The sequence below is a fragment of the Streptomyces sp. CB01201 genome, from assembly GCF_002803085.1.
GTDB classification, from domain to species: domain Bacteria; phylum Actinomycetota; class Actinomycetes; order Streptomycetales; family Streptomycetaceae; genus Streptomyces; species Streptomyces hundungensis.
This window is the reverse complement of sequence record NZ_NNBJ01000012.1, coordinates 233,320-248,427: the sequence shown is the minus strand read 5'-3', so window position 1 is coordinate 248,427 and position 15,108 is coordinate 233,320. Positions and strand designations below refer to the sequence as shown.

At 71.2% G+C, this 15,108-nt stretch carries 12 protein-coding genes; 2 read left to right on the top strand and 10 right to left on the bottom strand.

What is annotated here, in order from left to right; genetic code table 11:
* Positions 1-94 precede the first annotated feature (94 nt).
* The 7 genes from CG740_RS25555 to ureA all read right to left on the bottom strand — a co-directional run bounded on the left by CG740_RS25555 (position 95) and on the right by ureA (position 9,044).
* The gene (locus CG740_RS25555) at positions 95-1,438 is read right to left on the bottom strand and encodes a hypothetical protein (RefSeq protein WP_100577606.1); all 1,344 of its coding nucleotides are present in this window, start codon (positions 1,436-1,438) and stop codon (positions 95-97) included.
* Between the two features lie 163 nt (positions 1,439-1,601).
* Positions 1,602-3,245 (bottom strand): citramalate synthase, encoded by a 1,644-nt coding sequence (gene cimA, locus CG740_RS25550; protein ID WP_100577605.1) that lies wholly within the window; start codon positions 3,243-3,245, stop codon positions 1,602-1,604.
* Between the two features lie 309 nt (positions 3,246-3,554).
* Positions 3,555-4,868 carry an MFS transporter gene (locus tag CG740_RS25545; RefSeq protein ID WP_100577604.1) on the bottom strand — a complete coding sequence of 438 codons (1,314 nt, stop codon included), beginning with the start codon at positions 4,866-4,868 and terminating at the stop codon, positions 3,555-3,557.
* A gap of 99 nt (positions 4,869-4,967) precedes the next feature.
* Complete coding sequence (locus CG740_RS25540) at positions 4,968-5,573, bottom strand: TetR/AcrR family transcriptional regulator (protein ID WP_100577603.1); 606 nt, start codon at positions 5,571-5,573, stop codon at positions 4,968-4,970.
* Positions 5,574-5,617: 44 nt separating this feature from the next.
* Complete coding sequence (locus tag CG740_RS25535) at positions 5,618-6,655, bottom strand: agmatine deiminase family protein (protein ID WP_199846569.1); 1,038 nt, start codon at positions 6,653-6,655, stop codon at positions 5,618-5,620.
* Positions 6,656-6,666: 11 nt separating this feature from the next.
* Positions 6,667-8,349 (bottom strand): urease subunit alpha, encoded by a 1,683-nt coding sequence (locus CG740_RS25530; protein WP_100577601.1) that lies wholly within the window; start codon positions 8,347-8,349, stop codon positions 6,667-6,669.
* A complete protein-coding gene (gene ureA / locus CG740_RS25525; protein WP_100577600.1) occupies positions 8,349-9,044 on the bottom strand; it encodes an urease subunit gamma in 696 nt (231 codons plus the stop codon). Before ureA ends, CG740_RS25530 begins: the two co-directional genes overlap by 1 nt.
* Before the next feature lie 139 nt (positions 9,045-9,183).
* On the opposite strand from ureA, the gene CG740_RS25520 reads away from it, so the two are divergent.
* Positions 9,184-10,629 carry a cytosine permease gene (locus CG740_RS25520; protein WP_100577599.1) on the top strand — a complete coding sequence of 482 codons (1,446 nt, stop codon included), beginning with the start codon at positions 9,184-9,186 and terminating at the stop codon, positions 10,627-10,629.
* 34 nt (positions 10,630-10,663) lie between these two features.
* On the opposite strand, the gene CG740_RS25515 is transcribed toward CG740_RS25520, so the two are convergent.
* Together CG740_RS25515 and CG740_RS25510 are read right to left on the bottom strand one after the other, a co-directional pair.
* Entirely contained in the window at positions 10,664-11,749 is a 1,086-nt protein-coding gene (locus CG740_RS25515) for a branched-chain amino acid aminotransferase (RefSeq protein ID WP_100577598.1), read from the bottom strand.
* 235 nt (positions 11,750-11,984) lie between these two features.
* Entirely contained in the window at positions 11,985-13,034 is a 1,050-nt protein-coding gene (locus tag CG740_RS25510) for a 3-isopropylmalate dehydrogenase (RefSeq protein WP_100577597.1), read from the bottom strand.
* A 164-nt stretch (positions 13,035-13,198) separates the two neighbouring features.
* Here CG740_RS25510 and CG740_RS25505 point away from each other — a divergent pair, with 164 nt between their 5' ends.
* Positions 13,199-14,773, top strand: coding sequence for a purple acid phosphatase family protein (locus CG740_RS25505; RefSeq protein ID WP_100577596.1), 1,575 nt, complete (start codon positions 13,199-13,201; stop codon positions 14,771-14,773).
* A 21-nt stretch (positions 14,774-14,794) separates the two neighbouring features.
* On the opposite strand, the gene CG740_RS41605 is transcribed toward CG740_RS25505, so the two are convergent.
* Positions 14,795-14,923, bottom strand: coding sequence for a hypothetical protein (locus CG740_RS41605; RefSeq protein ID WP_267895424.1), 129 nt, complete (start codon positions 14,921-14,923; stop codon positions 14,795-14,797).
* Between the last annotated feature and the right edge of the window lie 185 nt (positions 14,924-15,108).

Below are 15,108 nucleotides of genomic sequence, written 5' to 3'. Positions count from 1 at the left end.
GTGTCCCCAACCCTGGATGTGCGGCTCGCAACTATCACCCGTTGGAACGGGGCGGGTCAACAGCGGCCGGGCAGGTCAGGCGGGTTGGGGCGGGCTACCAGTCGCCGCCGCCGAAGCCCCCGCCGTCGCCGCCACCGCCCCCGTCGCCCCAACCGCCGCCGAAGTCGGACGGGTTGAAGTCGGAGCCCGACACATCGCCGCCGTCGAAGCTGGAGCCGGCGTCGTAGGACCCGGCCCCGTAGTCGGCCGCGTAGGCGGGGGTCGACAGCATCGAGCCGAGCATCGTGCCCATCAGGAGGCCGGGCAGCATGCCGCCGCCGAAGTAGCCGCCGGCCCAGGGGCCGTAGGCCGGCCCCGCGTCGTAGTACGGACGGCGGCCCTGGTCGGTGTCGACCTCGCGGACCATCGGGTCCTGCCCGTCGCGCAGCCGGGTCGCGTCCGCCTGGCACACCGGGACCTGGCGCGGGGCGCCGCCGGCCGGGGTCCAGGTGGCGTCCTCGACGGAGGGGCCGTGGCGCGGGTCGAAGAAGCAGGGGGCGCGGCGCTCGGGCAGCGGCCGGTGCTCGCGCCGGGCGGCCAGGGTGGCGAGCGAGAACCGGCCGTCCTCCAGGGCCTGGGTCACCCCGGTCACATCGGCGGGGCGCTCGGCCTTGGCCATCAGCGTCTTGGCCGTCTCGTACGAGTCGAGGGCGCGTTCGTAGTCGGCGCGCATCGCGTCGTCGGCGCCGGCCTCGGCCGGGTGGAAGTCGAGCCGGTCGAGCTCCTCGCCGAAGGCGGTGATGTCCTCGTCCACGACGACCTGGAGGCGCTGGAGCGCGGCCCGCTCCTCCTCGGCCTTCTTCTTGCGGTTGCGGCGCACCAGGGCGTACGCGCCGGCGCCGCCCGCCACGACCACGGCGCCCACCGCGATCAGCGCACCGCTGCCGTCCCCGCCGCCGGAGCCCGAGCCACCGCCCCACGAGGCGGGGGCGTGGCCCTTCATCTGCGGGAGCGCCTTGTCGACGAAGGCGTTGAGCTGGGTGGCGGCGCTCTCGCCGGTACCGGGGGCGCGCACCGCGCTGTTCAGGTTCTGGACGGCCTGGCGCTGCATGACCTTGCTGTCGGCGCCGGAGGTGAAGGCGTCGCCGAGCCGGATCGCGTACAGGCCGGTGACGCCGGTGTCGGTGCGCAGGTTCGGCAGGATCGAGTTCTTGGGGTACGCGGTGCTGTTGGGCAGCACGGCCACGAACAGCGGCTTGTCCGCGTCCTTGATCTTCTTGGCCAGGGCGTCGGCCTGGGCCTGGCTGAGCTGGTTCGCGGCTCCGGGGTCCACGTAGACCGGGCTCTTCTTGAGGTGGTCGGCCACGTCGGACGCGCCGCTCGCGGCCATGGCGGGACCCGCCGTGGCCAGTGCGGCGAGTGCGACGGCGGAGAGTGCGGAGAAAACCCTGAGCCTCATGGTCCCGACGCTACCCGAGGCCGCGCGGAAACGGACATACGGGGTGGCGCGGCCGGGGTCGGCGGGGCGCCCGGAGGACCGGGGTCCCGCCGTGACGCGGGCCTTTGGTCCACCCCCGTCCGCTCCCCCCGGGCCCCGGAAGACCGCGTCCGCCGGACAGCGCCTAGCGGAGCGGCTGGGTCCCGGCGCGCAGCAAGCCGTAGGTGTACGCGTCCTGGAGGGCTTCCCAGGACGCCTCGATCACGTTGGGTCCCGCGCCGACCGTGGTCCACTCGCCGGTGCCGTCGGTGGTGGTGATCAGGACCCGGGTGGTGGAGGCGGTGCCGTGCTTGCCCTCCAGGGTGCGGACCTTGTAGTCGACCAGCTCGAACTTGGCGACCTGCGGGTAGAAGCGCTCCAGGCCCTCAAGGAGCGCCGAGTCCAGTGCGTTGACCGGGCCGTTGCCCTCGGCGCTGACGATGATGCGCTCCTCGCCGACCCAGAACTTCACGGTGGCGCCGTTGGCGTGGGTGCCGTCCTTGAGCGTCTCGATGATCGCCCGGTAGGACTCGATGCGGAAGTAGTCGCGCGGGCCGCCCTCCACCTCGTCGCGGAGCAGCAGCTCGAAGGAGGCGTCGGCGGCCTCGTAGGTGTAGCCCTGGAGTTCGCGGGCCTTGACCCGCTCCACGACCCGGGCCACGACCTCGCGGTCGTCGCCGAGGTCGACGCCGAGCTCCTTGCCCTTGAGCTCGATGGAGGCGCGGCCCGCCATGTCGGAGACCAGCATCCGGATGCGGTTGCCGACCAGGCCCGGATCGATGTGCTGGTACAGATCGGGGTCGACCTTGATCGCGGAGGCGTGCAGGCCGGCCTTGTGCGCGAAGGCGGAGACGCCGACGTAGGGCTGGTGCGTGGAGGGGGCGAGGTTGACCACCTCGGCGATGGCGTGTGAGATGCGGGTCATCTCGGCGAGCGCGCCCTGGGGCAGCACCCGCTTGCCGTACTTGAGCTCCAGGGCGGCGACGACCGGGAACAGGTTGGCGTTGCCGACCCGCTCGCCGTAGCCGTTGGCGGTGCACTGCACGTGGGTGGCGCCCGCGTCGACCGCGGCCAGCGTGTTCGCGACCGCGCAGCCGGTGTCGTCCTGGGCGTGGATGCCGAGCCGGGCGCCGGTGTCGGCGAGCACGGTGGCGACCACGGCCTGGATCTGGGCGGGCAGCATCCCGCCGTTGGTGTCGCACAGGATGACCACGTCGGCGCCGGACTCGCTCGCGGCCCGCACGACGGCCTTGGCGTACTCGGGGTTGGCCCGGTAGCCGTCGAAGAAGTGCTCGCAGTCCACGAAGACCCGGCGGCCCTGCTCGCGCAGGTACGCGACGGTGTCCCGGACCATCTCCAGGTTCTCGTCCAGGGTGGTGCGCAGGGCCAGTTCGACGTGCCGGTCGTGCGACTTGGCGACCAGAGTGATCACGGGGGCGCCGGATTCGAGCAGGGCCCGCACCTGCGGGTCCTCGGCGGCTCTGCCGCCCGCGCGGCGGGTCGCGCCGAACGCCACGAGCTGGGCGTTGCGGAAGCTGATCTCCTGCCGCGCGCGGGCGAAGAACTCCGTGTCGCGGGGGTTGGCGCCGGGCCAGCCGCCCTCGATGAAGCCCACCCCGAACTCGTCCAGGTGCCGGGCGATCGTCAGCTTGTCCGCGACGGTGAGGTTGATGCCCTCGCGCTGTGCCCCGTCGCGCAGCGTCGTGTCGAAGACGTGGAAGCTGTCGTCGACCCGGAGGCCGTCGCGAAGACTCTCCTCGGCGGCTTCGTTCGCCTCGTTGGTCGTCATGCTGATCTGACTCCTGTCGGGTGAGTGGCTCCGAACTCATGGCTCCACTTGCCCCCGTCGTCGCGCTCCTCGCCCCGGCCGTGGTGGGGGCCGGTAAACGAAAAGACCCCTCGCGGGTGCGAGAGGTCTGCGCGCGGGTCTGGGGCACGATGTCCGCTGCCGCGGGAGGTGTCCACGGTTTCAGCGGTCACTGCGGACCGGCGCGCTGCTGTCCATAATCATGTCGGAAGCGAGCACGCTGGCAGTCTGCCACATGGGCCGGGGGGCCCGAGCCGGGGTCTCACCATCCGGGCGCCCCGCCGACCTGCGCTAATTCGTCGGAACCGGTTCGGCCTGGGTGCGCAGGGGCTCGTCCTTGACCCGGTGGAGATCGATGTCGCGCGTCTCGCGCATGGTCAGGTAGACGACCAGGGACACGGCGGCGCAGCCCGCCACGTACCAGTAGAACCCGGACTCGGCGCCGGCCTTCTTGAACCACAGCGCCACGTATTCGGCGGTCCCGCCGAACAGCGCGTTCGCGAGGGCGTAGGGCAGGGCGACACCGAGGGCGCGGATGCCGGTCGGGAAGAGCTCGGCCTTCACGCAGGCGTTGATCGAGGTGTAGCCGGTGACCACGAGCAGGGCGAGCAGGGCGAGGCCGAAGGCCGGCCAGAAGGTGCCCGCGTGCTTGAGCATCGTCATGATCGGCACGGTCAGGAAGGTGGAGCCGACGGCGAAGGTGATCAGGAGCGGGCGGCGCCCGATCCGGTCGGACAGCGCGCCCGCGAGCGGCTGGACGCACATGAACACGAACAGGGCGCAGAAGCTCACGAGCGAGGCGGTCGACTTGTCCATGCCCGCGCTCTTGGACAGGAACTTCGTGAGGTACGTCGTGTAGGTGTAGTACGCGACCGTGCCGCCCATGGTGAGCGCCATGACCAGGAGCGCCTCGCGCTTGTGGGCCCACAGCGCCTTCAGGGTGCCCCGGTCCTCGTCGCGGGCCGCGCCGGACTCCTCGTAGACCTCGGTCTCCAGCATGGAGCGGCGCAGATAGAAGACGACGGCCGCCCCGAGGGCGCCGACGATGAAGGGGACGCGCCAGCCCCAGCTGTGCAGGGCCGCGTCCGAGAGGCTGCGCTGCATCACGATCTGGAGGCCGAGGCCGATGAGCTGGCCCGCGGTCATCGACACGTACTGGAAGCTGGAGGCGAAGCCGCGCTTCTTCGGGTCGGATGCCTCGGTGAGGTAGGTGGCGCTGGCCGCGTACTCGCCGCCGACGGAGAGCCCTTGCAGCAGGCGGGCGACCAGCAGGACGGCCACTCCCCCGTATCCGGCGACCGCGTAGGTGGGGGCGGCGGCGATCAGGATCGCGGAGGCGGACATGAGGGTGACGGTCAGCGTGAGGGCCGCCTTGCGGCCCTTGCGGTCGCCGATCCGGCCGAGCAGCCAGCCGCCGACCGGCCGCATGAAGAAGCCCACCGCGAAGATCCCCATGGTGTTCATGAGGTTGGCGGTCTCATTGCCCTTCGGGAAGAACGCGTCCGCGAAGTAGACGGCGAACGTGGCGTACACGAACCAGTCGAACCACTCGACCATGTTGCCGGCCGAACCGACCCAGATCTTCTTCCACTGCTCTCGTCCCATGGACGCCCACGGTGGCGCAGGGCCGCCCGGCGGACAAGGCGTCCGGGCGCAACGATCGGGCCTACTTGCGTGCGTTGCGTTCCCCGCGCCGGGCACGGCTCAGCGACGCATCAGCGTCTCGTCCACGAACTCCCTTACGTGGTCGAGCACTTGGGCCCTTCCGGTGCCGGGCAGGCCGACGGCGACATGCACGCTGAACCCGTCCAGCAGGGCGCGCAGGCGGTGGGCGAAACGGTCGGCGTCGACCGGGCGGAACTCGCGGCGCGAGACGCCCTCGGCGAGTATCGCGGCCAGGTCGCGGTGCCAGGCGCCCTCGATGGCGGCCTGGCGGGCGCGGGCTGCCACATCGGCGTTCTGCGAACGGTTCCAGACCTCAAGCCACAGGATCCAGTGCGGATCGCTCGGCCCGTCCGGCACGTACAGGTCGACATAGGCGTCGAGGCGCTCGCGGACGGTGCCGGGCCGGGCGAGCAGGGCGCGCCGCTCGGCGCCGAGGCGGCCCTCGCTCCACTCCAGGGTCTGGAGCAGCAGCTCGTCCTTGGTGCGGAAGTAGTAGAGGAGGTGCCCGCTGGACATGCCGACCTCGCGGCCGAGCCCGGCCATGGTGAGTCCGTCGAGTCCGCGTTCGGCGATCGTGGCCATGGCGGCGACGAGCACCTCCTCGCGGGGCGGAGCGGTGTTGCGGCGGCGGGCGGCGGGACTCATCACCCGTCAGTTCTACCCGATGCGCCCGCCGGCGCCGCCCGCGGTCACACCTTGGGCTGCTGCTGGGTGATGCAGTGGATGCCGCCGCCGCCCGCGAAGATCGTCCGGGCGTCGACGAGGGTCACCGTGCGCTCGGGGAACAGCCGGCGGAAGACGCCTGCCGCGTTCTCGTCGCGCGGGTCGTCGAAGGCGCACAGGACCACTCCGCCGTTGCAGAGGTAGTGGTTGATGTACGAGTAGTCGACCCAGCCGTGCTCGTCCTTGATGACGGTGGGGGCGGGGATCTCGACGACTTCGAGGGAGCGGCCTCGGGCGTCCTTCTGGGAGCGCAGCAGGGCCGCGTTCTCCTTGCCGAGTTCGTGGTCGGGGTGGGCCGGGTCGGGCTGGGTGTGGACGACCACGACGCCGGGCCGGGCGAAGGCGGCCACGATGTCGACGTGGCCGAGGGTGCCGTAGCCGTGCGGCGGGTAGTCGGCGGTGAGGCCGCGCCGCAGCCAGATCGCCTTGCTGGTGCCGAGCATGGCGTGGATCTCCGTCTCGACCTCCTCGCGGGTCCAGTCCGGGTTGCGCTCGGGGCCGAGCTGCACGGTCTCGGTGAGCAGTACCGTGCCCTCGCCGTCTACGTGGATGGCGCCGCCCTCGTTGACCAGGCGCGAGCTGTAGGTGCGCGCACCCGCCAGGTCCGAGACATGGGCGCCGATCTTGGCGTCGTGCTCCCAGGTCGCCCAGTCCTGGGCGCCCCAGCCGTTGAACGTCCAGTCCACGGCGGCCAGTCGGCCCTTGCCGTCGGTGAGGAAGGTGGGCCCGATGTCCCGCATCCAGGCGTCGTCGAGTTCACGCTCGACGAGGTCGATGTCGGGGCCGAGCAGGGCGCGGGCGCTCTCCGCCTGGCCCGGTCCGACGACCATGGTGACCGGCTCGAAGCGGCGCACCGCGCGGGCGACGGAGGCCCAGGCGGCGCGGGACTCGGCCAGCTCGGCCTCGTTCGGGAAGGTGACGTTGGGGCCGGGCCACGCCATCCAGGTCCGCTCGTGCGGGGTCCACTCGGCGGGCATGCGGAAGCCGTCGGCGGCAGCAGACATCAGCGTGGTCCTTACAGGAAGTAGAGGCGGTTGAGGGAGACGGAGTCGGCCGGTTCGGAGCGCAGCGGGTCGCCGTCGAGGGTGACGAGTCCGGTGCGGCCGTCCACGCCGACCGCTCCGGTACGGGAGTTGAGCAGCAGGTCGGCGGGGCCGATGCCGCGGGTGCCGCGTACCGCGACCCGGCGGCGGCGGGTGGGCAGCTGGTCGCCGCCCTGGTCGAGGGCGGCCTTCGCCACGAAGGCGACGGACAGCTCGGCGGCGGTCCCGCCGTGCGCCCCGAACAGGGGCCCCAGGACGAGCGGTTCACAGGTGTCGGTTGCCGCGTTGGGGTCGCCGGTGACGCCCCAGGCGGGGAAACCGGACTTGAGGACCATCTGCGGTTTGGCGCCGAAGTAGGCCGGGCGCCACAGCACGATGTCGGCCATCTTGCCGATCTCGATGGAGCCGATCTCGTGCGCGAGGCCGTGCGCGATGGCGGGATTGATGGTCAGCTTCGCCATGTACCGCAGGACCCGCGCGTTGTCGTCACCGTCCCCGTCGCCCTCCAGCGGACCCAGCTCCGCCTTCATCTTCCCGGCCATCGCGAACGTGCGCCGCACCGTCTCACCGGCCCGGCCCATGCCCTGCGCGTCCGAGGACGTGATCCCGATCGCCCCCAGATCGTGCAGCACGTCCTCGGCACCCATCGTCCCCGCCCGGATCCGGTCCCGGGCCATCGCCGCGTCCCCCGGCAGATCCGTCTTCAGATCATGGACCGAGACGATCATGCCGTAGTGCTCCGCGACCGCGTCCCGCCCGAACGGCAGCGTCGGATTCGTGGACGAACCGATCACATTCGGCACCCCCGCCATCTTCAGCACGTTCGGCACATGCCCACCACCACACCCCTCGATGTGGAAGGCGTGAATGGTCCGCCCCTCCAGCACCTTCAAGGTGTCCTCGACCGTCAGGCACTCGTTCAACCCGTCACTGTGCAGGGCGACCTGCACATCGTGCTCCTCCGCCACCCGCAACGCCGTGTCCAGCGCCCGGGTGTGCGCACCCATGTCCTCGTGCACCTTGAACCCGCACGCACCGCCCTCCGCCAAAGCCTCCACCAGCGGAGCCCCGTCCGAGGACGAACCCCGGCCCAGGAAACCGATGTTGACCGGCCACGCATCGAACGCGGCGAAGGCGTTGCGCAGCGCCCAGGGCGAGTTGACGCCCACACCCCAGACCGGGCCGAACTCCTGCCCGATGATGGTCGTGACGCCGGACGCGAGCGAGGCCTCCATGATGCGCGGGGACAGCAGATGCACATGGGTGTCGACGGCACCGGCGGTGGCGATCAGCCCCTCACCGGAGACGATCGAGGTGCCGGTGCCGACGACCACGTCCACGCCGTCGAGCGTGTCCGGGTTCCCGGCCCGCCCGATCGAGCAGATGCGTCCCTCGCGGATGCCGATGGACACCTTGCGGATGCCCTGCACCGCGTCGATGACGACGACGTTGCTGATCACGACGTCGCAGGTCTCGCGGACGGCGGCGGCCTTCAGATGCAGCCCGTCCCGGGCCGTCTTGCCGAAGCCCGCGAGGAACTCGTCACCCGGCGCCTGCGAGTCGGACTCGACGCGCACGGTCAGGCCGGAGTCCCCGAGCCGGATCCGGTCCCCGGCGCGGGGGCCGTGCACGGAGGCGTACTCGTACGGGTCCATCACTTGTCTCCCTCTCGCACGCCGGTTCCGAGGTATCCGCAGGCGGCGGCCCTGCGCAGGGCCTCGTCCTTGGCGCCGGGCGCGTCAAGGGGGCCGTCGACCAGGCCCGCGAAGCCGATCGCGACACGGTCGCCGCCGATGGGGACCAGGCCGACCTCCTCGCTCTCGCCGGGCCCGAACCTGACCGAGGAGCCGGCGGGCACGCACAGCCGCATGCCGTAGGCGGCGGCCCGGTCGAAGTCGAGCCGCGGGTTGGCCTCGAAGAAGTGGAAGTGCGAGGTGACCGAGACGGGCACGGTGGCCGTGTTGGTCACGGTGAGCCGCACCACCGGGTCCGCCTCCGGGTAGCCCGCGCCGGGAAGGAGCGCGCCGGGCGCGTTCCGCCCGGCCGTGCCGCCGATGGGGTCGGAGACCACCGCGAGCCGGGAGCCGTCGTCGAAGACGGCCTCCACGTGCACCTCGGTGACCACGTCGGACACGCCGGGCAGCACGTCGTCGGGGCCGAGCACGGACCGGGCCGCCTCGATGGCCTCGGCCAGCCGCCGGCCGTCGCGGGCCGCCTCGCACACGGTGTCCGCGATCAGCGCGGTCGCCTCCGGCACGTTCAGCCGCAGCCCCCGGGCCCTGCGGGCCCGGGCCAGTTCCGCGGCACCGAACAAAAGCAGCCGGTCACGTTCCGTCGGGGTCAGTCGCACGTCACCACACCTCCTGTTTGAACGTCACTCTAACCAGAGATTTCACAGACGGGAAGCATTGACGTCATGGCTTGGTGTGCGTCACATTGAGCGGCACTCAAACTCCACGACGAGTGACCCCAGAGCGAGAGGCCCCGGCATGCCCATAGAACAGCGCGGAGTCGATACGGTCCCGGAGGCGGAACGCACCAGCGGGCCGCGCGACCTCGTGTCGATCCTGCTCGGCTCGAACCTCTGCCTCGGGGTGATCGTCTTCGGCTGGCTGCCGGTCTCCTTCGGGCTCGGCTGGTGGGCCTCGATCGGCGCGGTCGCGGCCGGCACCGCGCTCGGCACGCTCCTGACGGCCCCGCTCGCGCTCGTCTCACTGCGCACCGCGACCAATCTGTCGACGTCCTCCGGCGCCCAATTCGGCGTACGGGGACGGCTGGTGGGCTCGATCGTGGGCCTGCTGCTCTCGCTCGGCTACACCGCCCTGACCGTGTGGATCGGCGGGGACGCGATGACGGGCGTACTGCACCGGCTGTTCGGCCTGCCGACCGGCGGGGTCTCGTACTCGATCGTGTACGCGCTGCTCGCCGCCGCCACCGTCATCGGCGCGGTCTACGGCTACCGCGTGATGCTGCGGCTCTCCCGCATCCTCGCGGTGGGCATGACCGCCCTGCTGATCCTCGGAGTCGTCGCCTACGCACCGCACTTCAGCACCGCCGCGCTGCCGGACGCGGGCGGCTATCTGCTCGGCTCGTTCTGGCCGACCTGGCTGCTCGCGCTCGTCGCGGCCGGGCTCAGCGGGCCGATCGCGTTCATCACCCTGCTCGGCGACTACACCCGCTACATCTCGCCGACCCGCCACCGCCCGCGCCGCGTCCTGCACGCCACCTGGCTGGGCCTGACCGCGGGCCTGCTGATCCCGCAGCTCTTCGGCACGTTCACGGCGTACGCGGCCCGCGCGGCCACCGACTACGCGGGCCCGCTGGTCGCCGCCGCGCCCGGCTGGTACCTGGTGCCGCTGCTGCTCGCGGCCTCGGCCGGCTCGGTGGGCAACGCGGGTCTGATGCTCTACTCGATGGGCCTGGACCTGGACGCGATCCTGCCGCGCGCCTCGCGCACCCAGGCCACGTTCGCGGTGGCCGGCGTCGCCACGGTGTGCGTCTTCGCGGGCCACTTCGCCTGGGACGCGCAGGCCGCGATGACCTCGTTCGTCCTGCTGCTCACGGCGATCGGCACCCCCTGGGCCGTGATCACCCTGATCGGCTTCGTGCGCTGTCGCGGCGTGTACGACGCGGACGCCCTCCAGGTCTTCAACCGCCGCTCCCGGGGCGGGATCTACTGGTACCGCTCCGGCTGGAACCTGCGCGCGGTGGCCGCCTGGGCGCTCGGCGCGGGCGCCGGCCTGCTGGCCGTCTCCCTGCCCAACTACCAGGGCCCGCTGCTGAGTTGGACCGGCGGGGTGGACTGCAGCTTCCTCATATCGGGGGTCGTGGGAGGGCTGGCGTACCTGATCCTGACGCCACGCCGGGCGGACGCGCCGGAGGGGCTGGATGCCGGGGCTGAGATCAGCCCGGCATCCAGCCCCTCCGGCGTTTAGCCGTTCCGGGGGCGCGAGCCCCCGGAAGTGCCGCCTAGCCCAGCGGGTGCATCCAGCCGTGCGGGTCCGGGGTCACCCCGGTCTGGAGGTCGAGCAGCGCCTTGCGCAGCTTCATCGTGACCTCGCCCGGCTCGCCGTCGCCCTGCGTCCAGTTGGCCCGCGCCGACTTCACCGAGCCGACCGGTGTGATGACCGCGGCGGTGCCGCAGGCGAACACCTCGGTCAGGGTGCCGTTCTCGTTGTCCCGCTTCCAGTCCTCCGTGGAGATCCGGCCCTCGACGGCCTCGTAGCCGAGGTCGCGGGCGATCTTCAGGAGGGAGTCACGGGTGATGCCGGGGAGCAGCGAACCGGTCAGCTCGGGCGTGACGATCTTGTTCCCGTACACGAAGTACAGGTTCATGCCGCCCATCTCCTCGATCCAGCGGTGCTCGACGGCGTCGAGCCAGACCACCTGGTCGCAGCCGTGCTGGGCGGCCTCGGCCTGGGCGACGAGGGAGGCCGCGTAGTTGCCGCCGGTCTTGGCCGCGCCGGTGCCGCCCTTGACGGCGCGCACGTACTCCTCGGACAGCCAGACCGAGACGGGCTGCACGCCGCCGGGGAAGTAGGCGCCGGCCGGGGAGGCGATCACGATGAACAGGTACTCGTTCGCCGGGCGCACACCCAGGCCGACCTCGGTCGCGATCATGAACGGGCGCAGGTAGAGGGAGGCCTCTCCGGTGGACGGGACCCATGCCTTGTCCTGCTGGATCAGCGCGTCACAGGCGGCGATGAAGAGGTCGGTGGGGAGCGCGGGCATCGCGATGCGGCGGGCCGAGTTCTGGAAGCGCTCGGCGTTGGCCTCGGGCCGGAAGGTGGCGACCGTGCCGTCGGGCTGGCGGTACGCCTTCAGGCCCTCGAAGATCGTCTGCGCGTAGTGCAGCGTCATGTTGGCCGGGTCCATGGACAGCGGGGCGTACGGCACCAGCTGGGCGTCGTGCCAGCCGCGGCCCTCGGTCCAGCGGACCGTCACCATGTTGTCGGTGAAGTGGCGGCCGAAACCGGGGCTGGCCAGAATCGCCTCGCGCTCCGCGTCGGACAGCGGGTGCGAGGTGGGCTTGAGCTCGATCGTGGGCGTCGTCATGAGTGCTGTGTCCTTCACCGGTGGATAGTGACGGACCGCGCTCACGCCGCTGCCTGTACTGGACGTCCGAGCTCCGCATGCCGCGGCCCCAGGTCCGATTATCGCTCTTGCCTGGGCCTTGGACATAACGGTGTGATGTGCGGTCCGGGGTTGATGGTGTCACCCGGTGGCCGCATGCGAAAAGCCGCCGGGTGCGAAATGCGACCCGGCGGCTTCTCGTGCGTGTGCCGCGGGGTCAGCCGGCTACCGCTACGGCGAGGGCGTCGCCGATCTCGTCCGTGGTGCGGACCGAGTCGCCGCGCGATGCCAGGTCGGCGGAGACGGCGCTCTCGATGCGGACCGCCTCGGCCTCGTATCCGAGGTGGCGGAGCAGCAGGGCGACCGAGAGGATCGTGGCCGACGGGTCGGCCTTGCCCTGGCCCGCGATGTCCGGTGCGGAGCCGTGCACGGGCTCGAACATCGACGGGAACTCGCCGCTCGGGTTGATGTTGCCCGAGGCGGCGACGCCGATGCCGCCGGAGACGGCCGCGGCGAGGTCGGTGATGATGTCGCCGAAGAGGTTGTCGGTGACGATCACGTCGAACCGCGCCGGGTCGGTGACGAGGAAGATCGTCGCCGCGTCCACGTGCAGGTAGTCGGTGGTGACGTCGGGGAACTCCTTGGCCACCGTGTGGAAGATGTTGGTCCACAGGTGCCCGGCGTAGGCCAGGACGTTGTTCTTGTGGACCAGCGTCAGCTTCTTGCGGGGACGGGCCTGGGCGCGGGCGAAGGCGTCCCGGACCACGCGCTCGACACCGTAGGCGGTGTTGACCGACACCTCGGTGGCGACCTCGTGCGGCGTGCCGGTACGGATGGAACCGCCGTTGCCGGTGTACGGGCCCTCGGTGCCCTCGCGCACGACGATGAAGTCGATCTCGGGCTGTCCGGCGAGCGGGGTGGAGACGCCGGGGAGCAGCCTGCTGGGGCGGAGGTTGACGTAGTGGTCGAAGAGGAAGCGGAGCTTCAGCAGGAAGCCGCGCTCCAGGACGCCGGACGGGACCGTGGGGTCGCCGATCGCGCCGAGCAGGATCGCGTCATGCTGCTTGAGGGCCTCGACGTCGGCGTCGGTGAGGGTCTCACCGGTGGCGTGGTAGCGCCGGGCGCCGAAGTCGAACTCCCTGGTCTCCAGCTTCACATCCTGCGGAAGGACGGCGGCGAGGACCTTGAGGCCCTGGGCCACGACCTCCTGGCCGATGCCGTCACCGGGGATCACTGCGAGATTGATGCTGCGAGAACTTGCCGACATGGGGGAACCCTACGCGCCGTCCCAGCCATTGACATCCGATGTCCACAGTGTGGACGCCCCTGCGGGCGGTCCGGAAGTGCTCGGGGAATCGCGTAGGCAGTTGTACGCCTCGCGTTCATCCGCCGGAGAGAATCGCGTCGACTCGATGGAGGACTTTTTCGGCCATGGACATCCCCAGATTCGGCATTCCCGACAAGCTCGCCGAGCGCATGAGCATGGCCGAGCAGCACGAATACCTGCGGAGCAGGCTGAGCCGTCGCGGTGTGCTGCGGACCGGCGCGGCCACGGCCGCCGTCGCCGGAGCGGGTCTCGCCACGGCCGGGGCGGCCTCGCCCGCCTACGCCGCGCCGACCGCGCTCACCTCCACGTCCCGGCACGGCGTGGACGGCTCGCTGGCCGCGCCCTTCGGCCGCCACCTCGCGTACGGCGCCGATCCCAAGACGCAGATGCGGGTCTCCTGGCAGGTCCCGTTCGCGGTGAAGAAGCCCTACATCCGCATCGGCACCAGCCCCTGGTCGCTCAGCCGGAAGATCGACGCCGAGGTGCGCCATCTGACGACGCCCGCGCTGAACGGCGGGAAGATCGCGGCGGCCGAGCAGTTCTACGTGCACGCCGGCCTCGACCGGCTGCGGCCGGGCCAGACGTACTACTACGGCGTCGGCCACGACGGGTTCGACCCGGCGGACCGCCGCAACCTGGGCACCCTCGGCACCTTCACCACCGCCCCCGCGCACGCCGAGAACTTCACCTTCACGGCCTTCGGCGACCAGGGCGTCAGCTACCACGCGCTCGGCAACGACCAGGTGATCCTGGGCCAGAACCCGTCCTTCCACCTGCACGCCGGCGACATCTGCTACGCCGACCCGTCGGGCTCGGGCCAGTCCTCGGACCAGTACGACGCGCGCACCTGGGACCAGTTCCTCGCGCAGACCGAGTCGGTCGCCAAGACCGTGCCGTGGATGGTCACGACCGGCAACCACGACATGGAGGCCTGGTACTCGCCGCAGGGCTACGGCGGCCAGAACGCCCGCTGGTCGCTGCCGGCCAACGGTCCGGACCCGGTGAACCAGCCCGGCGTCTACTCCTTCGTGCACGGCAACGTCGGCGTGATCGCGCTCGACGCCAACGACGTCTCGTACGAGATCCCCGCCAACTTCGGCATCAGCGGCGGCAAGCAGACGAAGTGGCTGGACAAGCGGCTCGGGGAGCTGCGCGCCAACCACGCCGTCGACTTCATCGTGGTCTTCTTCCACCACTGCGCGTTCTCCACGACGAACTCGCACGCCTCGGAGGGGGGCGTGCGCGACGCGTGGGTGCCGCTGTTCGAGAAGCACCAGGTGGACCTGGTGATCAACGGCCACAACCACGTCTACGAGCGCACCGACGCCATCAAGGGCAACAAGGTGGGCCGCAAGGTCGCGATCGGTGAGCGCACCGACCCGACCCGCGACGGCATCGTGTACGTGACGGCCGGTGCGGCGGGCCGCTCGCTCTACAGCTTCCCGGTGCCGGACTCGTACGAGGGCCATGTCGCGGACCGCGACAGCGTGGACACCTACCACTGGGCCAACGGCGGCGCGAAGGTCACCGAGACCGTGGAGTGGTCGCGGGTGCGCTACACCAACTACTCGTTCCTCGCGGTGGAGGTCGAGACCGGCCGCCACCCGAGGATGAAGGTCAGCGCGCTCGCCGAGACGGGCGAGCGCATCGACCACTTCGAGATCCAGCGCGGACGCTAGTCCCGGTGCGGGACCCGGGCCTCAGTGCCCGGTGGCGCCGCCGTTGTCCCTGCGGTCCAGCGCACGCTGGAGGGCGGCGGCGGCGTTCTTGCGGTCGGACTCGCTGCTGCGCGAAGAGTGGCGGACTCGGCGGGCGGGCTGCTGGACCATGGGGATTCGACTCCTCTGCTGGGGGGTCCGGGGGCATGCCCCGGCGGATGCAGTGAGGTGCCGGAAGGGGCGGGGAGCGCGGCCGCAGGGGTTGCCTGCCAAAGGGCACTGCGCTCTCGACCGCCATTCGCTGGATCAGCGAGACGTTCGGCTCCTACAAAGCTAAGCCTTCCGCTGGAGTCTGT